22 protein-coding genes are annotated in these 20,338 nt (G+C 66.0%); 15 read left to right on the forward strand and 7 right to left on the reverse strand.

Annotated features, from left to right (window positions below; translation table 11 throughout):
* Positions 1-14: 14 nt before the first annotated feature.
* Complete coding sequence (gene kdgD, locus AC5RWD_RS14905; protein WP_494020746.1) at positions 15-929, reverse strand: 5-dehydro-4-deoxyglucarate dehydratase; 915 nt, start codon at positions 927-929, stop codon at positions 15-17.
* Between the two features lie 147 nt (positions 930-1,076).
* Positions 1,077-1,961, reverse strand: a complete 885-nt coding sequence (locus AC5RWD_RS14910; RefSeq protein WP_494020747.1) for a LysR family transcriptional regulator — start codon at positions 1,959-1,961, stop codon at positions 1,077-1,079.
* 147 nt (positions 1,962-2,108) lie between these two features.
* On the opposite strand from AC5RWD_RS14910, the gene AC5RWD_RS14915 reads away from it, so the two are divergent.
* The 5 genes from AC5RWD_RS14915 to AC5RWD_RS14935 all read left to right on the forward strand — a co-directional run bounded on the left by AC5RWD_RS14915 (position 2,109) and on the right by AC5RWD_RS14935 (position 6,089).
* Positions 2,109-3,110, forward strand: coding sequence for a Bug family tripartite tricarboxylate transporter substrate binding protein (locus tag AC5RWD_RS14915; protein WP_494020748.1), 1,002 nt, complete (start codon positions 2,109-2,111; stop codon positions 3,108-3,110).
* A 5-nt stretch (positions 3,111-3,115) separates the two neighbouring features.
* A complete protein-coding gene (locus AC5RWD_RS14920; protein WP_494020749.1) occupies positions 3,116-3,703 on the forward strand; it encodes a tripartite tricarboxylate transporter TctB family protein in 588 nt (195 codons plus the stop codon).
* Between the two features lie 9 nt (positions 3,704-3,712).
* Positions 3,713-5,245 (forward strand): tripartite tricarboxylate transporter permease, encoded by a 1,533-nt coding sequence (locus AC5RWD_RS14925; protein ID WP_494020750.1) that lies wholly within the window; start codon positions 3,713-3,715, stop codon positions 5,243-5,245.
* On the forward strand, positions 5,242-5,646 hold the full coding sequence (locus tag AC5RWD_RS14930) for a universal stress protein (RefSeq protein WP_494020751.1): 405 nt from the start codon (positions 5,242-5,244) through the stop codon (positions 5,644-5,646). Before AC5RWD_RS14925 ends, AC5RWD_RS14930 begins: the two co-directional genes overlap by 4 nt.
* Before the next feature lie 95 nt (positions 5,647-5,741).
* On the forward strand, positions 5,742-6,089 hold the full coding sequence (locus tag AC5RWD_RS14935; RefSeq protein ID WP_494020752.1) for a hypothetical protein: 348 nt from the start codon (positions 5,742-5,744) through the stop codon (positions 6,087-6,089).
* Here AC5RWD_RS14935 and AC5RWD_RS14940 read toward each other — a convergent pair.
* Genes AC5RWD_RS14940 through AC5RWD_RS14955 form a run of 4 tightly spaced genes read right to left on the reverse strand, consistent with a single transcriptional unit; the run spans position 6,086 to position 9,893 of the window.
* Positions 6,086-6,859 (reverse strand): iron ABC transporter ATP-binding protein, encoded by a 774-nt coding sequence (locus tag AC5RWD_RS14940; RefSeq protein ID WP_494020753.1) that lies wholly within the window; start codon positions 6,857-6,859, stop codon positions 6,086-6,088. The genes AC5RWD_RS14935 and AC5RWD_RS14940 overlap by 4 nt on opposite strands.
* Positions 6,860-6,872: 13 nt before the next feature.
* Complete coding sequence (locus AC5RWD_RS14945; protein ID WP_494020754.1) at positions 6,873-7,895, reverse strand: iron chelate uptake ABC transporter family permease subunit; 1,023 nt, start codon at positions 7,893-7,895, stop codon at positions 6,873-6,875.
* Positions 7,888-8,925 carry an ABC transporter permease gene (locus tag AC5RWD_RS14950; RefSeq protein ID WP_494020755.1) on the reverse strand — a complete coding sequence of 346 codons (1,038 nt, stop codon included), beginning with the start codon at positions 8,923-8,925 and terminating at the stop codon, positions 7,888-7,890. Before AC5RWD_RS14950 ends, AC5RWD_RS14945 begins: the two co-directional genes overlap by 8 nt.
* Positions 8,926-8,942: 17 nt before the next feature.
* Positions 8,943-9,893 carry a siderophore ABC transporter substrate-binding protein gene (locus AC5RWD_RS14955; RefSeq protein WP_494020756.1) on the reverse strand — a complete coding sequence of 317 codons (951 nt, stop codon included), beginning with the start codon at positions 9,891-9,893 and terminating at the stop codon, positions 8,943-8,945.
* Between the two features lie 206 nt (positions 9,894-10,099).
* Between AC5RWD_RS14955 and AC5RWD_RS14960 the strand changes: the two genes are divergently transcribed.
* The 6 genes from AC5RWD_RS14960 to treS all read left to right on the forward strand — a co-directional run bounded on the left by AC5RWD_RS14960 (position 10,100) and on the right by treS (position 15,483).
* Positions 10,100-10,375, forward strand: a complete 276-nt coding sequence (locus AC5RWD_RS14960) for a hypothetical protein (RefSeq protein ID WP_494020757.1) — start codon at positions 10,100-10,102, stop codon at positions 10,373-10,375.
* Positions 10,376-10,503: 128 nt separating this feature from the next.
* Positions 10,504-11,013: a carboxymuconolactone decarboxylase family protein gene (locus tag AC5RWD_RS14965; protein WP_494020758.1), complete on the forward strand. Its 510-nt coding sequence runs from the start codon at positions 10,504-10,506 to the stop codon at positions 11,011-11,013.
* Positions 11,010-12,023, forward strand: coding sequence for a pirin family protein (locus tag AC5RWD_RS14970; RefSeq protein ID WP_494020759.1), 1,014 nt, complete (start codon positions 11,010-11,012; stop codon positions 12,021-12,023). The genes AC5RWD_RS14965 and AC5RWD_RS14970 overlap by 4 nt, the downstream gene beginning before the upstream one ends.
* 21 nt (positions 12,024-12,044) lie before the next feature.
* Positions 12,045-12,395: a GNAT family N-acetyltransferase gene (locus AC5RWD_RS14975; RefSeq protein ID WP_494020760.1), complete on the forward strand. Its 351-nt coding sequence runs from the start codon at positions 12,045-12,047 to the stop codon at positions 12,393-12,395.
* A 166-nt stretch (positions 12,396-12,561) separates the two neighbouring features.
* A complete protein-coding gene (locus AC5RWD_RS14980; protein ID WP_494020761.1) occupies positions 12,562-12,885 on the forward strand; it encodes a hypothetical protein in 324 nt (107 codons plus the stop codon).
* 240 nt (positions 12,886-13,125) lie between these two features.
* Positions 13,126-15,483 (forward strand): maltose alpha-D-glucosyltransferase, encoded by a 2,358-nt coding sequence (gene treS / locus AC5RWD_RS14985; protein ID WP_494020762.1) that lies wholly within the window; start codon positions 13,126-13,128, stop codon positions 15,481-15,483.
* Here treS and AC5RWD_RS14990 read toward each other — a convergent pair.
* Positions 15,423-16,559: a LacI family DNA-binding transcriptional regulator gene (locus tag AC5RWD_RS14990; RefSeq protein WP_494020763.1), complete on the reverse strand. Its 1,137-nt coding sequence runs from the start codon at positions 16,557-16,559 to the stop codon at positions 15,423-15,425. The two genes, treS and AC5RWD_RS14990, sit on opposite strands and share 61 nt — an antisense overlap.
* A gap of 175 nt (positions 16,560-16,734) precedes the next feature.
* Between AC5RWD_RS14990 and AC5RWD_RS14995 the strand changes: the two genes are divergently transcribed.
* The 4 genes from AC5RWD_RS14995 to AC5RWD_RS15010 all read left to right on the forward strand — a co-directional run bounded on the left by AC5RWD_RS14995 (position 16,735) and on the right by AC5RWD_RS15010 (position 20,337).
* A complete protein-coding gene (locus AC5RWD_RS14995; RefSeq protein WP_494020764.1) occupies positions 16,735-17,601 on the forward strand; it encodes an ABC transporter substrate-binding protein in 867 nt (288 codons plus the stop codon).
* Positions 17,602-17,714: 113 nt separating this feature from the next.
* Positions 17,715-18,503 carry an amino acid ABC transporter permease gene (locus AC5RWD_RS15000; protein ID WP_494020765.1) on the forward strand — a complete coding sequence of 263 codons (789 nt, stop codon included), beginning with the start codon at positions 17,715-17,717 and terminating at the stop codon, positions 18,501-18,503.
* Positions 18,500-19,294 (forward strand): amino acid ABC transporter ATP-binding protein, encoded by a 795-nt coding sequence (locus tag AC5RWD_RS15005; RefSeq protein WP_494020766.1) that lies wholly within the window; start codon positions 18,500-18,502, stop codon positions 19,292-19,294. The genes AC5RWD_RS15000 and AC5RWD_RS15005 overlap by 4 nt, the downstream gene beginning before the upstream one ends.
* Entirely contained in the window at positions 19,294-20,337 is a 1,044-nt protein-coding gene (locus AC5RWD_RS15010; RefSeq protein WP_494020767.1) for a Gfo/Idh/MocA family protein, read from the forward strand. The genes AC5RWD_RS15005 and AC5RWD_RS15010 overlap by 1 nt, the downstream gene beginning before the upstream one ends.
* The last annotated feature ends 1 nt before the right edge of the window (position 20,338 follow it).

Raw genomic sequence — 20,338 nt, forward strand, 5'->3', positions numbered from 1 at the left:
GTGGGAGCTGGCTGTTAGGAAACCTTGGCGATGAGTGCCTTGAGGTCGGCGAGGTCCTGCTCCGCCATGTTCTGCAGCGGGGGACGGACACCGCCGGCAGAGCGGCCGATGGCGTCCAGGCCGCCCTTGACGATGGAGACGGCGTAGCCCTTCACGCGGTCGCGGATGTCCAGGTAGGGGATGACGAATTCATTGAGCTTCTGGTTCACGGCCACGCGGTCGTTGTTGCGGACGTCCTGGTAGAAGTCGAGGGCGAACTGCGGCACGAAGTTGTACATGGCGCTGGAGTAGGTGCTCATGCCCAGCTGCAGGAGCGGCAGCGCAAAGGTTTCGGCCGTGGGGAGGCCGCCAAGGTAGAAGAGGCGGTCACCGAGCTTGGCGTAGACGCGGGCGTCGTGCTCGAGGTCGCCCACGCCGTCCTTGAAGCCAATGAGGTTTTCGTGCCGGTCGGCGAGGGTGGCCACCGTGGTGTCCTTGTAAATGGCGTTGGCGCGGTTGTAGATGATGACACCGAGCGACGTTGCCCGGCAGACCGCGCTGACGTGCTCGATCAGGCCGCCCTGGTCGGCTTCGGTCAGGTACGGCGGCAGAAGCAGGATGCCCTCGGCGCCAGCGGCCTCGGCAGCCTTGGCGTTTTCGATGGCCTGGGCGGTGGAACCGCCGGCGGAGGCCAGCACGGGAACGGTGTTGCCGACTTCCTCGACGGCGGCGCGGACCACGCGGGCCGACTCGGCCGGGGTGAGGGAGAAGCCCTCACCCGTGCCGCCGGCAGCGAAGAGCCCGGCAACGGGGTAGCTGGCCTGCCACGCCAGGTGCTTGCGGTAGTTCTCCTCGTCGAACTGCAGCTCTGCATCGAAGGAGGTTACGGGGAAGGACAGCAGCCCGTCCTTGAGGGTGTTGGCGAGTTCCTGGGGTGAAAGTTTTGCCACGGGATGTCCTTGGAGTCGGCGCCGGGGGCGGCGGGGGCTGGGGTTGTGCTTCCTCTTCAGACTAGGGAGGCCCGTCCATGCCTGTCCAAGTGCATTTTTGTATCTATTGATACCCTCGGTGCATTGAGCCTGCGTGGCTTGAAGGAATCAGTTGGCCGCAAACTCCAGGTCGCGCAGCAGCCGCACCAGGGCCGGGTTCTTGGCATCCCGGCTCCAGATCGCATGCAGCTCCACCGGTTCTTCTTCCCCGCTGGCCAGCCGCAGGAACGAAACCCCGCGGATGCCCAAGGCGGTTGCCGAGTGGGGCACGAAGGCCACGCCGCGCTTGGCGGCGACGAGCGAGACCATGGTGAGGATCTGGCTCACGGTGTGCACCACGTTTTCGTGCCGGATCGCATGCAGGCGGACCACGAGGTCGTAGAAGTACCTGGCCTGCGTGGGGGAGTGCATGATGAGCGGCTCGTCCTTGAGGTCCTCGTTTTCGATGTCCCGCTTCAGGTCCGCAAGGCGATGCGATGCGGGCACCGCCAGCACCATGGACTCGCGGTACAGCAGGTGCGAGTCGAAAACCTCCGTGTCGAACGGCGGGCGCGCCAGGCCCAGGTCGAGCTCGCCGGTTAGCAGGCCCTGGATCTGCTCGCCGGTGACCAGCTCCTGGAGGTCGATGTCTACGTCCGGCACGATGGCGCCGATTTCCTCCAGCAGCGGGCCAAGGATGCTGAAGCCGCTCGCGGCCGTGAAACCGATGCGGAGATGGCCCTGCCGGCCGGAGGCGATGCGCCGCGCCGTCACGGGGGCCCGGCTGGCCAGCGCCATGAGCCTGCGGGCCTCGTCAAGGAAAGCGCGTCCTGCGGCGGTCAGCTCGACCCGGCGGTTGTCCCGTTCGAGGAGTTCTGCGCCCACCGTCTTCTCCAGTTTCTGGATCTGGCGGCTCAGCGGCGGCTGGGTCATGTTGAGGCGTTCGGCGGCCCGCCCGAAGTGCAGTTCCTCGGCGACGGCGATGAAGCCGGTCAGCTGGTCGAAGGTAAACATGATGCTCTCCAGGTATTACTCGATGCATATTTGGGCTTAGACATGCATCATAGCGCGTCCCTACACTCGACCTAGCGAGCCGGGCAGTGACCCGGTTCACATCCCCCTACGGGCTGAGGCAGCCCGCAGTGCTAACGAGGAGTTTCAATGATGCACTTCCCCACCCGCCGCGCCGTTCTCGGAGCTGCGTCGGCCATCACCCTGTTGGCCCTGACCGCATGCGGCAACGTTTCCGGCGGCAGCAATGATTCATCGAAGTACCCCAACGGCCCGGTCAACCTCACCGTCGGCCAGGCACCCGGCGGCAGCACGGACCTCATCGCCCGTGCCATCTCGGAAGGCGCAGCCAAGACCCTCGGCGCACCGATGCCCGTAGTAAACAAGCCCGGTGCCAACGGCGCACTTGCCAGCAAGGAGGTGGCAGGAAAGCCGGCGGACGGCCAGAACCTGCTCCTCATCAACGCTTCGCTGATCACCATCACGCCGCTGGCTGTAACGCAGGACGAGGCCGTCAGCATCGATGACTTCGACATCATCACCGGCCTGTCCCAGGACGACTATGTTCTGGTGGCCAGCGAAAAGTCCGGCTTCAAATCCATCAAGGACGTGACCTCGGCCGGCCGCAACGTCACCTACGGGACCACCGGCGTCGGCACCGGCAGCCAGCTCGCCCAGACCGTTCTCTTCAAGCAGGCCAACGTGAAGGGCACCGACGTTCCCTTCGACAGCGGCAAGCCTGCACTGACCGCCGTCCTGGGCAACCAGGTGGAACTGGCCACCATCCAGCTCGGCGAAGCCATGCCGCAGATCGAGGCCGGCAAGGTGTCCCCGCTGCTGGTCTTCTCGGAGCAGCGCAACTCCTTCCTGCCGGACACGCCCACCGCCAACGAATCAGGTTATGACGTTCCGGTCGCCCAGTACCGTGCCATCGCCGCTCCCAAGGGAACCCCGCAGGAAGTCAAGGACAAGCTCCTCGCCGCCGTCCAGGACACCCTGAAGTCGGACGCGTACAAGGAGTTCAACAAGAAGAACATGCTGACCCCGAAGGAAATCTCCGGTGAGGAAGTAGTCACCCAGTGGAAGGACTACGCAGCGAAGTACAAGGCCCTGGTGGAGAAGTACAGCATCAGCCTCGCCGGGAACAAGTGATTCCTGTGCAGGCACCATCACCGGTATCCGGCGGAGGGAACGGCGCTCACGCTGTTTCCTCCGCCGGGAACGGCACCAACGCTTTTCCTGACGCTGATCCTGATGATCTGACGCCCGAGCAGCTGGCAGCCCAGTGGGAGGAAGAAAAGCCGCCGGCCGCCGGCGCGCTGGCCAACATGGGGTCCTCACTCGTGGTCATCGGCGTCGGCGTCGGCGCCGTGGTCCTGTCCATCGCCATGGGCCTGGGCACACCCTCCGCCCCGCAGCCCGGCCTGTGGCCGTTCCTGATCAGCTGCGTCATGGTGGCCCTCGGACTGTTCCAGCTGGTCACGGGCCGGCACAACCGGGACGCGGAGAAATTCACCCGCATGTCCATGGCCCCACTGACCGGGCTGGTCACCCTGGCCGCCATGGTGGCCCTCATGCCGATCGCCGGCTTCGAGCTGCCCGCCCTGGTGCTGTGCATCATCTGGATGCGCTTCCTTGGAGGCGAAACCTGGCGCTCCACGCTCCTGGTCAGTGGCCTCGTGGTGGCTGGCTTCTATGGCATCTTCGTCCTGGCGCTCAACACTTCCATTCCCCACCTCTTCTAGGAGACCACCGTGGATTTCCTTAATCCCGTGATCAACGGATTTGCAGTCGTCCTGGAGCCAACGAACCTCCTGTACTGCCTGATCGGCGTCGTCATCGGCATGCTGATCGGTGTATTGCCCGGTCTGGGGCCCGCGGCAACCATCGCCATCCTGCTCCCGCTCACCTACAACGTTGAGCCCGTCACCGCCATCATCATGCTGGCCGGCATCTTCTACGGCGCCCAGTACGGCGGCACCATCACGTCGGTGCTGCTGCGGCTGCCCGGTGAGGCCTCCTCGGTGGTTACCGTCTTCGACGGCTACCAGATGGCCAAGCAGGGCCGGGCAGGCACGGCCCTGGGCCTGGCATCCATCGGCTCGTTCATCGGCGGCACCGCGGCCATCATCGGCCTGACGTTCCTGGCACCGCTCGTGGCGAGCTTCGCGCTGGACTTCGGTCCCGCCGAATACACCGCCCTGGCCCTGCTGGGCATTCTGCTGGTGGCCACCATCAGCAGCGGCTCAAAGGCCAAGGCACTCATCGCCGCCGCCCTCGGCCTGATGCTGGCGACCGTTGGCCGGGACATCTTCACCGGTGAAAACCGGTTCACCTTTGGCAGCCTGCAGTTGGCTGACGGCATCGACTTCGTGCCGATCGCCATGGGCATCTTCGGCCTTGGCGAGATCCTGTACAACCTCGAGGAGCGCCACCGCGCCGCAAAGGCGCCCTCCGCCGTCGCAAATGTGTGGCCCTCCCGGGCCGACCTCAAGCAGGCGTCCGGCGCCATCGGACGAGGTTCGGTCCTCGGGTTCTTCCTGGGCATCCTGCCGGGCGGCGGTGCCACCATCGCCTCGATGGCCTCCTACGCCATGGAGAAGAAGCGCGCCAAGCAGCCCGAGCGCTTCGGCAAGGGCGCGCCGGAGGGCGTGGCCGGGCCGGAAACCGCCAACAATGCCGCGGCAACGTCCTCGTTCATTCCGCTGCTGACCCTCGGCATCCCGGCCAACGCCACCATGGCGCTGATGTTCGGTGCACTGCTGATCCAAGGCGTCACTCCGGGCCCGCAGCTCGTGGAGCAGGACCCGGAGCTGTTCTGGGGCGTGGTGAACTCCATGTACATCGGCAACATCCTGCTGCTGATCATGAGCCTGCCGCTGGTGGGGATCTTCGTGAAGATCCTCCGCGTCCGTGCCGCCATCCTGGCGCCCGTCACGGCGCTGATCACCCTGCTCGGCGCGTACACGATCAACAACAGCATGTTCGATGTGACGCTCGTGGTTGTCTTCGGCATCGTCGGCTACCTGATGAAGAAGTTCGGCTTCGAACCGGGTCCGCTGGTGCTGGCCTTCGTGCTCGGCGAGCTGCTGGAGAGCTCCATGCGCCGCTCCCTGCTGGTCTTTGGCGGCGATCCCACCGGCTTCTTCGGCCGGCCCATCTCCGCCACGCTCCTCATCGTGTTCGTCCTCGTGGCCGCGCTTCCGGGCATTCGCTCCGCGCTGGCCAAGCGCAAGGCCACAGTCGCCGCGGAAACCACCGCGACAGAAATCAAGGAGAAGGTATGAGCATCATCGTTGGCTTCGTCCCCACCCCTGCGGGGGAAGCTGCCCTCGCGGCGGGCATCGCCGAGGCCCGGCTGCGCAACCAGGATCTGGTGATCGTTAACTCTGCCCGTGAAGGCGCCTTGGTGGACAAGTCGGTGGCACCCGACGATCTCCTGGCCAAGGCCTCCCGCCAGGCGGCTGATGCCGGCGTAACGGCCAAGGTAATCCAACCGCCCTACCAGCACGACCTGGCGGAGGAGTTCCTGGACGTCGCACGGGAGGAGAACGCCTCCCTGATCGTCATCGGGCTGCGGCACCGCACCCAGGTGGGCAAGTTCATCCTCGGCAGCCACGCCCAGCGCATCCTCATGCAGGCGGACCGTCCGGTTCTGGCCGTGAAGGCCGACGGCGGCCAGTTTTAGTTCCCGAATCACCGCTTGCTAAGAGGCGGGCCGGCAGCCGAAACAGGATGCCGGTCCGCCTCAGCCACATCCGCACGTATTAAGAAGGAAAGACGATGTCCACTCTGATGGCACCCACTCTGATCGAAGCCACGCCCCGCCAACGCCGTCCGCGCAAGCAGCCTGTCCCCGCCGGCGAGCCCGCCCGCCTCAGCCCGCTGGAGCCCGTGCCGAACTGGAGCAGGCTTTCGCGTGCGGACGAGGTGACCGTGTGCTGCGACCGGCGCGCCGTGGCCACCGGCCGCGTGGACATGGTGGCGCTGGACGGCAGCGTGTTCTGGATCATCCAGGAGGACGGAAAAGGCCGGGCAATGATCCACCAGAAGGACGGGCTGGCCGTCTACCGGAAGGCAGCCGCGGGCGGAACCCGCAGCCGCTACTACAAAGGAACCGCAGGACGTTAGCTGGCCACCTTGTCGGTGAAGTAGACGCCGATCAGGTTGCCGTCGATCTCCTCGATCCGGAAATCGATCTCGTAAATGTCCCGGAGCACGTCCGGGGTCATGATGTCCGCGGGTGAGCCCTGGTGCAGCAGCCTGCCGTCCTTCATGGCCAGCACGGTGTCCGAGTAGCAGGACGCAAAATTGATGTCGTGGATGACCAGCACAATGGTCTTCTGCAGATCATCCGCCAGCCTCCGCAGGAGCCGCATCATCTCCACCGAGTGCTTCATGTCCAGATTGTTGAGCGGCTCGTCCAGCAGCAGGTATTCGGTGTCCTGCGCCAGCACCATGGCGATGAAGGCGCGCTGGCGCTGCCCGCCGGAGAGCTCGTCCACGAACCTGTCCGCCATCGGAGCGAGATCCACGTGGGCGATGGCTTCGTCCACCTTGGCCTTGTCCTCTACGGTCGGCCGGCCGCCGGAATGCGGGAAGCGGCCAAAGGCCACGAGGTCGCGGACGCGCAGCCGCATGGTCAGATGGTTTTCCTGGCGCAGGATGGCCATGGTTTTGGCGAGGTCGCGGCTGGGGGTCCTGGCCACGTCCAGACCCCCGATGGTGACGGAGCCGGCGTCCAGCGTTTGCAGGCGGCTGACCAGGGAAAGCAGCGTGGATTTGCCGGCACCGTTGGGCCCGATAATGGACGTGATGCCGCCGCGGGGAATAGTGCAGCTGACGTCGTCGAGCACGGGCTGGTGCCCATAGCTCCTGGAGACGTTCCGGATCTCGATCACTTGCGGTACTCCATTACTTCAGGGCGCCTTTCAGCAGGAGGAACAGGAAGAGGATGCCGCCGGTGAACTCGATGATCACACTCAGTGCGGTGTCGAAGCCGAAGACCCGCTCCAGGATCAGCTGGCCGGCCACGAGCGCCACGATGCCGAGCAGCGACACCATGGGCAGCAGCCAGCGGTGGCTGAACCCGCGGCAGAACTGGTAGCCGAGGCTGACCACCAGCAGCCCGAAGAACGTGACCGGCCCCACCAGGGCGGTGGAAACGGCCACGAGCAGCGAGCACACCAGCAGCACGGCCATGACCGTCCGGCGGTGGTCCACGCCCACATTGATGGCGAGGGGCCTGCCGAGCGCCAGCACGTCCAGCCGGTGCCGGAGCCGCCACGCGAAGGCTGCGGCGGCACCCACCACCAAGGCCGAGACGGCCAGGATGTCCGGGTTGACGGAGTTGAAGCTGGCGAAGAACAGGTCCTGCAGGATGATGAACTCGCTGGGCTGCATGAGGCGCTGCAGCAGGGTTGAAAATCCGCGGAACAGCGTGCCCAGCACGATCCCCACCAGAAGAAGCAGGTGCAGCGAGCGGGCTGCCCCGCTGAACATCCACCGGTAGAGCAAGGCGCTGAAGGCCACCATCAGGATCACCTCGAGCCCGAAGCTCAGCAGGGGCGGCGCCGTGACCACCGCGGTGGCCCCCAGGAAGAACGCCAGTCCGGTCTGGATGAGGATGTACAGCGAATCGAAGCCCATGATCGACGGCGTGAGGATCCGGTTGGAGGTGACGGTCTGGAACAGCAGCGTGGAGACCCCCACCGCCGTCGCCACCACCACCATCGCGCCGACCTTGACGGCCCGCCGGGACAGGACGTAACCGACGTTTCCTTTGAGGTCGATGAAGAGGAAGACGGCCAGTGCCGCCATGGCGGCAATGGCCAGAATGGCCAGGACGGCCGACGGCGGGAAGCCGGCGGAGTTGCGTGACTTTCCGCCCGTCGTCGAACGCTTCGCGGGCCGGCTGGGAAGGTGAGTGCTAGGCATTTCTGTTCCTCAGCAGCAGGACGAGGAAGACGATGGCGCCGATGACGGACATGACCATCCCCACCGGGACCTCGTAGGGGTAGCGGATGGTGCGGCCGATGATGTCGAAGGCCAGCACGAAGGCTGCCCCCGTCAGCGCGGTCCACGGCACCGCCCGACGCAGGTTGTCGCCGATGATGAGTGAGACGATGTTGGGCACCACCAGGCCCAGGAAGGGAACGGCGCCCACCGAGGTGACCACGACGGCGGAGATCAACGAGACGATCACCAGGCCCAGGCGCATGGTGCGGGCGTAGTTGAGGCCAAGGTTGGTGGTGAAATCCTGGCCCATCCCTGCCACGGTGAAGCGGTCTGCGGCGACGAACCCGATCACAGTCAGCACGGCCACGATCCAGAGGAGCTCATACCGGCCGCGCAGCACGCCTGAAAAGTCGCCCACCATCCAGTTGCTGAGGGTCTGGAGGAGGTCGAAGCGGTAGGCAAAGAAGGTGGTGATTGCCGCAATAACGCCGCCAAGCATGATGCCCACGAGGGGGATCAGCAGGGTGTTTCGGGTGGGGAGGCGGCGGAGGATGGCCAGGAACAGCGCAGTACCCAGCACCGCGAACACGCTGGCTACACCCATCTTGGCCAGCAGCGAGGCGCCTGGAGCGAACACCGTGACCGCGAGGATGCCCAGGGTGGCCGATTCGGTGGTGCCCACCGTGGAGGGCTCCACGAAGCGGTTTCTCGCCATGAGCTGCATGATGAGTCCCGCCACTGCCACTGCCGAGCCGGCCAGGACCACGGCGAGGGTCCGCGGGACGCGCGAGATCCAGAGGATGTCCCAGGCTTCCTGGTCACCGGCCAGGAGGCGGGGAAGCGAGACGTCGCTGACGCCCACGAACATGCTGGCGGCAGCCAGGACGAGCACGCCGACGGCGCCCGCGGCCAGTGCGGTGGACTCGTCGGCACGGCCACGGGCAGCCGGTGCGCCCGGGCCGGGCGCGGGGGACTTAGCGGCGCCGGTGCGCGCCGTCGTCGTACTCATCAGGTACTACGGCGGAATTAGGCGACGGAGCCGGCTACGGCGTCGATCATGGCCTGGACGTTGTTCAGCCCGTACCCTACGAGGTACCAGCCGGCGGGGTCGAGGGACACGATCTTGCCGTCCTTCGAGGCATTGGTGGACTTCACGAGCTCGTTGTCCAACACCGCATCGGACGCCGTCGCATCGGCCCCGGTGGCGGTGTCGCGGTTGATGACGAACAGGAGGTCCGGGTTGGTTTCCTTGATGAATTCAAACGACACTGCCTGCCCGTGGGTGCCTTCACTCTTGATGTCAGCGGCGGTCTTGACCCCGAGGACGTCGTGGATCAGGCCGAAGCGCGAGCCGGCACCGTAGGCGGTCAGTTCACCGCCGGAGGTCAGGACGATCAGCCCCTTGCCGGCGCCGGCTGCGTTGGCCTTGGTTTCCGCGATCTTGGCGTCGACGGCCGCGAGTTTTTCGGTGACCTGCTCCTGCTTGCCGAAGATTTTGCCGAGGGTCTCTGTCTGGGTCTTGAAGCTCTCCATCGGCTTGGCCGTGTCCAGGGAAAGGTCGATGGTGGGGGCGATCTTGCTCAGTTCCTCGTAGGCACCCGCGGTGCGCCCGGAGATGATGATGAGGTCCGGTGCGCCCTCGCTGATGGCTTCAAAGTCCGGTTCCTTCATGGAGCCGATCTTGGCGAACCGGTCTTCCGAGTACTTCTTCAGGGCTTCCGGGTAGGTGGCCTGCGGCACGCCGTCGGGCTCCACGCCGAGCGCGTCCATGGTGTCCAGGACGCCGAGATCGAAGGTGAACACAGTCTCAGGATTGACGGGAACGTTGGCGGTGGACCCCTGCGCATGTTCCACGGTGATGGTCGAGGACTGCTCCGCTGCCGCCGTTCCGACCGTTGCCGCCTGCCCGCAGCCCGTAAGGGCAAGCACTGCGCCCGCCGCCAACAATGCCAGGCCTGACTTGAGTCTGGTATTCACTTCTGCTCTCCGCTGCTAATACATCATAAAAATGTTTCCTAATGGGATGAGTCGACTCTATAGCTAAGGCTTACCTAAGTTCTAATCCGTGTGCCGCATCCTGCAGTGACGTCGGACTCATATTCCGCTTCAGCGGAATATGAGGGGCCCCGGGGACCTTGTCCTGAGTGGGCGCCGACCACCGGCCGCCCCGTGAGAGGACCTCTTTGCCTACTGCTTTCATCCCGTTCACCATGTGCGCCACGGTCCGCGACGACCACCGGCGCTCTTTCCGCACCGACCTGGAACGCCTCACCTCTGCCCACCGTGGCTGGGCGCCGTTGGACATGGTCAACTCCACCAACAGCAAGGCTCTCCTCCGCGGAGCGGTCCCGCAAAGCGTGCACACCGCCAGCGATGCAAGTCTTGCCCGCTACCTCCAGGAACGCCTGGCCGCCGGCACGGATATCCATCTGGATCTCACCGTCAGCATCGAGCGGTAACAGAAGCCTGTGCAGCCCCGGACCGTCCAGGTCCGGGGCTTTCCCATGTTCCGGCCTATGTGATGATGAAGAGGACCGGTTAGGGGATCCGGCCGGTCGGTGGCAATGGGGTTATGACAAGGAGCGCTATGACCGGCAGCAAGTTCTTTCTCGATAAGGCCGACCCCGCCAGCTGGCGGGCGCTGAATGGGCTCGCCCTGAAAGTCGCCGATGCTGCCGGACAGGCAGGCCTGCCCAGGTCGGTCATTGAACTGCTCAACGTCCGGGTCTCCCAGCTCAATGGCTGCGCCTACTGCCTGGACCTGCACGTCCGCCTCGCCCGGGATGCCGGAGTCAGCGACCAGCAGCTCGCCGTGCTGCCCGCCTGGCGCGAAACCTCCGTCTTCACCGACGCCGAGCGCGCCGCCCTCATCATCGGCGAGGCAGTCACCGGACTTCCTGGGCACGACAGCCTCCAGGCCAGCATGGCGACAGCGCGGGCGGCACTGACCGACGACCAGTACTCGGCCCTGCAGTGGGCGGCCGTTTCCATGAACGCCTTCAACCGCGTCTCCATCCTCAGCCGCCACCCGGTCAATCCCCGCACCTCTGCCGCGCCCGCTGGCCCCGGCCGTGAACCCGTGGGGAGCCAGGCGTGAGCAACTTGGAAGCCGTCCCGGAGGAAATGCTCTGCGGAGAGGAGGGCCAGCCCGCAGGCATCGAATTCCTTCCTCCGCGCGAAGTGCCCCTCGGTGGCCCGCGCGCCATGCCCGTGCGGCGGACCCTGCCCCAGAAACAACGCAGCCTCATCGGGTCCTGGTGCTTTCTTGACCACTATGGCCCGGACCTCGTCTCCTCCTCGGGAGGCATGAAGGTGGCCCGACACCCGCACACCGGACTGGCCACCGTCAGCTGGCTGTTCACCGGTGAGATCGAGCACCGCGACTCGGCGGGGTACGCCGCCACCGTCCGCCCCGGTGAAGTGAACCTCATGGTCGCCGGCCGGGGGATCTCCCACCAGGAGCTGTCCGCCCCGGAGACAACCGTCCTGCATGGCGCCCAGCTCTGGTTCGCCTTGCCGGACTCCACACGCCAGATGGCCCCTACGTTCGAGCACTATGCCCCTGAGCCGGTGCTCATTGGCAGCGCGGAACTGAAGGTCTTTCTCGGGTCCCTGGCCGGCTCCACCTCCCCGGTGCAGACCTACACTCCGCCGCTGGTCGGCGCCGAGGCCACCATCCGTTCCGGCGAGACGTTGGAACTGGATCTGGATCCAGCCTTCGAGTACGGCGTCCTGCTCGACACCGGGGACCTGGTCCTCAACGGCGCACCCCTGCCCGTGGACCACCTCGCGTACCTGCCTCCGGGGCAGTCCCGCCTGGTCCTCGAAGCCCGGGACACCCCCGTGCGGGTGCTCATCCTGGGCGGCGAGCCGTTGGGGGAGCAGATCGTCATGTGGTGGAACTTCATCGGCCGGACGCACGAGGAGGTCGTCGCCTACCGGGCAGCGTGGCAGGCAGAAATCGGCGCTGAACCGGCCGCCCCGCCAAGCGGCAGCACCTACCCAGACGGTGCCCCGTATCCCCGCTTCGGCCCGTTCCCCCAGGGAACACCCGCCCCACTGCCCGCACCCGTCCTGCCCAACGCCCAGTTGCGGCCCCGCGGCTAGTACACCGAACACAGGAGTCCCATGGAACAGGCCACAACCATCAGCGTCCGGCACGCCGTCGACAAGCACTGCTACGAGCTCGTCGACGGGGAAACTGCCATCGGCAAGACCGAGTACGTGCCCGCCAGCGGGCCGGACGACAAGGAACGGATTTTCTACCACACGGAGGTCAGCGAGGCCTATGCCGGCAAGGGCCTCGCCGCGGTCCTGGCCAAGCATGCGGTGGACGACACCATCGCCGCCGGGCTGATGATCGTGCCCGTCTGCCCCTACATCAAGGGCTGGCTGCGCCGGCACCCCGACTACCAGGAGCACACGGCACCGATCCGGCCGGAGCACCTGGCCGCCGTCCGCAGCATCTACAACCCGTAGGGACAAGCGCGGCCACCCCGCCGTCAGCCCTGCAGCCACCACTCCCGGCTGCGCTGAAGGGGCGCGCAGCGGGGAAATCCGTTTGCGGTCTCCAGCCAGGCGACCATACGTTCCGGCAGGCATAAGCTGATATCAGAAGGTCGCTTCCAGCACCGGAGAGTTCATCGTGGACACTGAAACCGCCGATGTAATCGGTCATGACGTCACCACCATCACCTGTGTGTGCGGCAATACCGTCAGCCAGGCCGGGCTGATCCAGGCCAACTCACAGGGCGTCCCCGTTTACGCCGGAGGCGGCACCTCCGTTCCCGCCGAGCTGGCGGAGTGGCCTGCGGATGAGGATCTCTATACCCTCTGTCCCTCATGCGGCCGCGTGTACCGTGACTCGATAGTCGAAGAGACAGGGACGGCACCCGTCGCTTTCCGGGTGGACGTCACCGCCAGCCCAATCGCAGAGGCAATCCGAGCCCACTGGAACCTCAGCACGTAGGCCAGTCGGCACCACGCTATGCCGGCTGACTTTCTGGCGGCTGCTGTCAAGCACCCCGACGTTTAGGGCCGCATTGACGGTAATGAGAACCGCTGAGGGCAAATAGTCGATATTCCGGCGGCCGCCGACATACGGTGGGCTAAGTCGACAAATGTGAATACTCTCCAGGCGCCGGGGTACGGGAACACTGAAGAACACCCCGGGAGGTGCCACGCAGGAACCACCGAAAAGGAGCAATCTGTGCGGGAAGCAAGCTTCAACAAGAGCGTTTCAGTAGCCGACGACTTGGCCGGCGAGCCTGATGGGCTCGATTCGGCCTCCCCTGATCCGGAGGCCGCGGAATTGACGGGCGCAGCCGCCGATGCGCCGGAAGAGACCGAAGCGGCCGAAGAGGCCGAAGCGCCGGAAGCCGCTGACATCACCTATGACGAGCAGTTCTATCCGGCGCGTCCCAAGGCGCTGAGGCCGATCGCCCGCCGCCGCCAGTTCTTTGCCGACCGGCCGTCCCTGGAGTTTGACGGGCGCAACGCAGCATATGTCGAGTGGCTGCGGAACCAGGCAATGCTGGGGGACGCGAACGTGATGGCGCGGCAGCTCTCCGGACAGGCCAGCATGTGGCAGAACTCGTACGCCCATCCGAACCCGCGGGCCGCCGTGGAGCGCGCGCCTGTCTGGTTCACCGCCTACCCCCTGTCCTTCATCACCCGCCCGGGCCAGTCCTTCCTCTCCGCCCTGGGTGATCCTGAACTGTGGGACGCCTTCCGGGAGATCGGGATCAGGGGCCTGCACACCGGTCCTGTTAAGCTCGCCGGCGGCATCCGGGGCTGGTCCCAGACGCCGAGCGTGGACGGGCACTTCGACCGCATCAGCATGGCGATCGACCCTGTGTTCGGCACCGAGGACGAATTCCGCAAGATGTGCGAGGTGGCCGCCGCCCACGACGGCACAGTGATCGATGACATCGTCCCCGGCCACACAGGCAAGGGGGCGGACTTCCGCCTGGCCGAGATGAACTTCCGGGACTACCCCGGCATTTACCACATGATCGACATTCCGGAAGAGGACTGGCACCTGCTGCCGGACGTTCCCGAAGGCGAAGACTCGGTCAACATCAGCCCCGACGCCGAGCAGGCACTGCAAAAGGCCGGGTACATCATCGGCCGGCTCCAGCGGGTGATCTTCTATGAGCCGGGCGTTAAGGAGACCAACTGGAGCGCCACACGGCCCATCGTGGACACGGCCGGGAAGACCCGGCGGTGGGTCTATCTGCACTACTTCAAGGCAGGCCAGCCGTCCATCAACTGGCTGGACCCCACCTTTGCCGGAATGCGCCTGGTGGTCGGGGATGCACTGCACTCGCTGCTCGACCTGGGCACCGGTGCCCTGCGGCTGGACGCCAACGGGTTCCTGGGCGTGGAGAAAAGCGCCGAGGAGCAGCCGGGCTGGTCCGAGGGGCATCCGCTGTCCGAAGCCGCAAACCAGCTGATCGGGTCCATGATCCGCAAGGTTGGCGGGTTCTCCTTCCAGGAACTCAACCTGACCATCGACGACATCAAGGCAACCTCGGAGGCGGGTCCGGATCTTTCTTACGACTTCGTCACCAGGCCGGCCTATCACTACGCGCTGGTGACCGCCGATACGGAATTCCTGCGCCTGACGCTGCGGCTGGCCATGGAAATCGGGGTGGACCAGGCATCACTGGTCCACGCCCTCCAGAACCACGACGAACTGACCTATGAGCTGGTCCACTTCGCCGCCGGCCACAAGGACGACGTGTTCGAACTGAATGGCCAGGAGCTCACCGGGGCCGAACTCGCCGAACATGTTCAGCAAACCCTGCGGGAACGGTTGACGGGCCCGGAAACCCCGTACAACGCCCTGTTCACCACCAACGGCATCGCCTGCACCACGGCAAGTTTCATCATGGCCGCCCTGGGCATCCAGGACCCGGAGAACCTCACCGACGAACAGCAGGCCCAGGTCCTGGACGTCCACATCCTGCTGTCCATGTACAACGCCCTGCAGCCCGGTGTCTTTGCCCTCTCCGGCTGGGACCTGACCGGGGTCGCCGCCCTCGACCGCCAGAAAGTCCGGGAGCTTACCGCGCAGGGAGACACCCGGTGGATCAACCGCGGCGCACACGACATCATGGGCACCAGCCCCGAAGCGGAGGCCTCCTCCGCCGGTATGCCGCGTGCCCGCAGCCTCTACGGCCCCTTGCCCGACCAGCTCAAGGACCCTAACTCCTACGCCCGGCGGCTGCAGAAGATCCTTGCCGTGCGGGAACAGAGCGGGATCGCCACCAGCACCTTGCTGGACGTGCCGGAAGTTTCCCATCGCGGGCTGCTGGTCATGGTCAACCGGCTGGGGGACGGGAACCTGCAGGCAACCGTGCTCAACTTCTCCGGCCAGGACATCGCGGGCAGCATCCAGTCGGCCCACCTGGTTCCCGGCAGCAGCGTCCATGACCTCTTCAGCGGCGAGGCCGTTGGGCAGGTCGACGACCTGCACAGCTTCTTCCTCGAACTGGGGGCCTATCAGGGCACGGCACTGGTCCTGAAGGAGGGCGAGAAGGACGACGACGGCGACGCCGAGTGAGCCGTCGCTGAGTCCGGTACGGTGCCCACCGAGCCCCTGCGGACCAGTGTGGCATTGAACTCCGGCGAAGGAGCCAGCGGCGGGCGGCCCTCGATCTGCCTGATCAGGGCACTCGCCGCTGCGGCCCCCATGTCGTAGACCGGCTGCGCCACCACCGTCAGGGGCGGTGTGGTCAGGCGGGTCCAGGCGAAGTCGTCGTACATCAGGAATGACACGTCGGCGGGGATCCGGAGTCCCAGCTGCTGGATGGCTTCCACCACGCTGAGGGCAATCAGGCCGTCTGAAGCTACGACGGCGGTGGCCGCGCCGGTGCCGAGCAGCACCTCGCGCGTGAGGTTCCGGATGGAGCCGGCGTCGCCGGCGTTGAGCCGGACGAGGTCCTGCGGGAACTCGCATCCGGCGTCCTCGAAGGCCCGCCGCATCCCTTCGAGGCGGTCCGAGATCTGCGATGAATCCAGCCGCATTCCCGTGGCATACGCGGCGTCTGTCCGCAGCGTCGAAATGAAGGCGATCCTCCGGTGCCCGGCGTCGAGCAGGTACCGCGTGGATTCGTAGGAGATGGTGGCCATGTCGACGGCGACAGTCTCCACAGCGAGGCGGTCGGCCGAGCGGTCCAGCAGCACCAGTGGCCGGCCCGATTCGTGGACCCGCTGCAGGTGCTCCGTCTCCACCGATGACGCCGGAGCGACGATCAGTCCGTCGACCCGTTTGTCGAGCAGCACGCGGACAGCGTCCACCTCGGCGGCGGTGTTCTCGTCCGTGTTGATCAGGATGACGTTGAATCCGCTCTTCTTGGCGGTGTCCGTGATCCCCCTGGTGGCCAGTCCGAAATGCGGGTTCTCGATGTCGCCCACGACGACGCCGATCGTGTGCGATTTCCCGGTGTTCATGCTGCGGGCCAGCTCGTTGGGCCGGTACTTCAGCTCTTCGGCGGCCGCGAGCACCCGCTCGCGGACGTCCTCGCTGACCGCCCCGTAATTTCCCAGCGCGCGGGCGGCCTGGGCCTTGGACACCTGGGCAGCTTTTGCGACGTCGGCGACTGTTACGTCCCGCCGTCTTGCTCCGTCACTGCTCATGTTCACCTTTCAGTGGGGCTGTTGACGCGGCGTGTGAGTTCCGCTACATTTCTAGCAATCGATGTGAGTCCGGTCTCAATCGTAGGGACTGAGACCGGACTCAGCAAGAGCTTCATCGACCAAATCCTTCGGCGGCCCTGACAGCACCGCTTCCCTCCCACGATTGGACAATGCTGTGATCAAACTGAACTTCCGTCCGGCAGCGGTCGCTGCGGCAGCCCTGGCGGCCATCCTCGCCCTCTCCGGCTGCGGCGGTCCCTCCTCCGCCACCTCCAGCCCGGCCGACAACCCGTACGGACTGATTGAACCGGGCACCATCCGGGTGGCCAGCCTGGGCGACTCAAAGCCGTATACCTTCACCGACGCACAGGGTAACTTCACCGGCTTCGACGTCGAACTGTTCAAGGACGTGGCCCACCGCGCCGGCGTAGACAAAGTGGTCTTCACCGGTCAGGACTTCTCCGGGCTGCTCGCCGCCGTGGCCAACGGCCAGTTCGACGTCGGTGTGGCCGCCATTGGCATCACCGACAAACGCAAGGAAACCGTCGACTTCTCCAACGGCTACCTCGCCGGCTACCTCACGGTGATCACCACGAAGGCCTCGGGTATCAAGGACGTCGACGGCCTCAACGGAAAGCGCCTGGGCGTGGTCCAGGGAACGCTCCAGGAAGCCTACGCCGTGAAGAACTTCACCTCAGCCAGCCTGGTGCGCTTCCCGGACAACAACACCGCCGTCGCCGCCGTCAACAGCGGCTCCGTGGACGCCCACTTCCTCGACTACGAGGCTGCCAAGGCTTACCAGGAGCAGTACGGCCTGGTCAGCGCCGCGGACATCCCCTCCTTCGACGCCCCCGCCGGCTTCGCCATCGCCAAGGACAAGCCTGCCTTCAAGGAAGCCCTGAACAAGGGCCTGGCCGCGGCGATGGAGGACGGCACGTGGAAGAAGCTCTACCAGAAGTGGTTCCCGGGCTCCCCGATGCCTGAGCAGTACCTGCCCAAGGCCGAGCAGACCGCAACCCCGGCCCCGACTGCCAGCAAGTAGGCGGCAGCCGGACGGCACAGTGCCGTTCCGTGCCGGGCGGGCCGCCAGCCCGTCCGGCACGGGAAGCGCCGCCCGGCACTCGAACACAAACAACTAACGTCTGAGAGCAATCAATGGACTGGCTCAACATCATTGGCCGTACCTTCTTCGACTTCGAAGCAATGCTTGAAGTGATGCCCCAACTTCTCGGGGTTGGCCTTCTGAACACACTGATCATCTCCGTCGCCGCCACCATCCTTGGCGTGGTGCTGGGCATGGTGGTGGCCGTCATGGGCATCTCGCGGTCCCGGTGGGTGCGCATCCCGGCCCGGATCTACACGGACCTCTTCCGTGGCCTGCCGGCCATCCTCACCATCCTGCTGATCGGCCAGGGCTTCGCGCGGTTCAGCCAATCGGTCTTCGGGCCCTCGCCGTACCCGCTGGGAATTATCGCCCTGAGCCTCATTGCCAGCGCCTACATCGGCGAGATCTTCCGCGCCGGCATCCTCAGCGTGGACAAGGGCCAGGGCGAGGCGTGCCGCGCTCTGGGCATGAGCTACGCCAAGTCCATGGCCCTGGTGGTCGTCCCGCAGGGCGTCCGCCGCGTCCTGCCGGCCCTGGTAAACCAGTTCATCGCGATCGTCAAAGATTCCTCCCTGGTTTACTTCCTGGGCCTGCTGGTCAGCGAACGCGAACTCTTCAGGGTGGGACAGGACGCCGCCGTGCTGTCCGGAAACCTCTCGCCCCTGGTCATGGCCGGCATCTTCTACCTGGTGATCACCGTGCCGCTGACCCACCTGGTCAACTACTTCGACAACAGGTTCCGCACCGGCCGCCGTCGGCCCACTCCGCCCACCAGTGGCCTGAAGGAAGTCACCGAACTCGACGCGGCCTCGCCGCTCACCACCGGGAGCAACACATGAACGTCACAAGCGCCAACGCCAGCAAGACAGTCCCGAACAAGGCGGCCGCGGACATCGAGACCTTCCACGGCTCCAGCCTTGAGCTGCGGAACCTGACCATGGCCTACGGTGACATCGAGGTCCTCCGGAATGTCAGCCTCACGGTGGCCCCGGGCACCACCACCTGCATCATCGGGCCCTCCGGCTCGGGCAAATCCACGCTGCTGCGCGGCGTCAACCGGCTGCATGAGCCCAAGAGCGGCGACGTGCTGCTGGCCGGCGAAAGCGCCCTGCAGGTCAAACCGGACACCCTGCGCCGCCGGATCGGCATGGTGTTCCAGCACTTCAACCTCTTCCCGGACCACACCGCCCTCGAGAACGTGGCACTGGCACTCTGGAGCGTCAAGGGCATGCCCAAGGCCGAGGCCATGGAACGCGCCCGCCGCCGCCTGGCCGAGGTGGGCCTGGCCGAGCGGGCCGACCACCGGCCCCGCGATCTGTCCGGCGGCCAGCAGCAGCGCGTGGCTATCGCACGGGCGCTGGCCATGGAACCGGAGGTAATGCTATTCGATGAAGCCACCAGTGCCCTGGACCCGGAACTGGTCAAGGGCGTCCTGAACCTGATGGCCGGGCTCGGCCGGCGCGGCATGACCATGCTGGTGGTCACCCACGAGATGGGCTTCGCCCGGAAGGTGGCCGACCAGGTGGTCTTCATGGACGAAGGCGAAGTGGTGGAGGCCGGCACCCCGGCCGAACTCTTCGACAACCCGCGCAGCGAACGCCTGCAGCGCTTCCTCTCCGAGGTGCTGTGATGGGAAACGGAACAGCGGCACCCATCCGGACCGCCGTCGTCGGCTTTGGAATCTCCGGCAAGGTCTTCCACTCGCCGCTGATCACCGCGGATCCGAACTATTCACTGGACGTGATCGTGACGGCGGACCCGGAGCGGGCAGCCGAGGCGGCCAGGCTCTACCCGCATGCGCGCATCGTTCCCACCCCGGAGGCGATGTTCGCACTTGCGGGGGACCTGGACCTCGTCGTCCTGGGCACCCCGCCGCATACCCACTTCGACCTGGCGGCCGCAGCCATCGCGCACGGCCTTCACGTGGTGGTGGACAAGCCCTTCGTGCCGAGCTCGGCCCAGGGGGCGGAGCTGATCGCTCTGGCGTCCGACGGCGGGGTGCAGCTCACGGTGTTCCAGAACCGCCGGTGGGACGCCGACTTCCTGACCCTGCAGAAGCTGCTTCGGGAGTCAGCCATGGGGGAGGTGCGCACCTTCGAATCGCGCTTCGAATGGTGGCGGCCGGAGGGCTTCGGGAACTGGCGCGACAGTGTCTCCCTTGCCCAGGGCGGGGGGATCCTCCACGACCTCGGCGCGCACCTGATCGACCAGGCAATCCAGCTGTTCGGGCCGGTCGAAAGGAGCTACGGCGAAACGGCCAACCGGGGATCCGATCCGGCGGCCGCAGACACAGAGGCGTTCGTCTCGCTGCTTCACAGGTCCGGAGTGCGCAGCCGGCTGTGGATGAACGGCATGGCGGCCCAGGTGGGTCCGCGCTTCCACGTCCTCGGCTCCGATGCCGGCTACACGAAATGGGGCCTGGACGGCCAGGAGCCCGGGCTCGCGGCCGGCATGGCGCCGTCGGATCCCGCCTACGGCATCGATCCCCAGGAGTCTTGGGGGCTTCTGGGTGTGGACGGCGCAGCAAAGCCCGTGTCCGCCGAGCGCGGCGCCTATCCCGAGTTTTACGTGCAGCTCGCCGCCGCCCTGCGCGGGGAGGGCCCGCTGCCCGTCGACCCGGCCGGGCCGCTCGAAGTCCTCAAGGTCATCGAAGGCATCCACGCGCTGGCCTGAG

The organism is Arthrobacter sp. CMU6 (assembly GCF_059090205.1).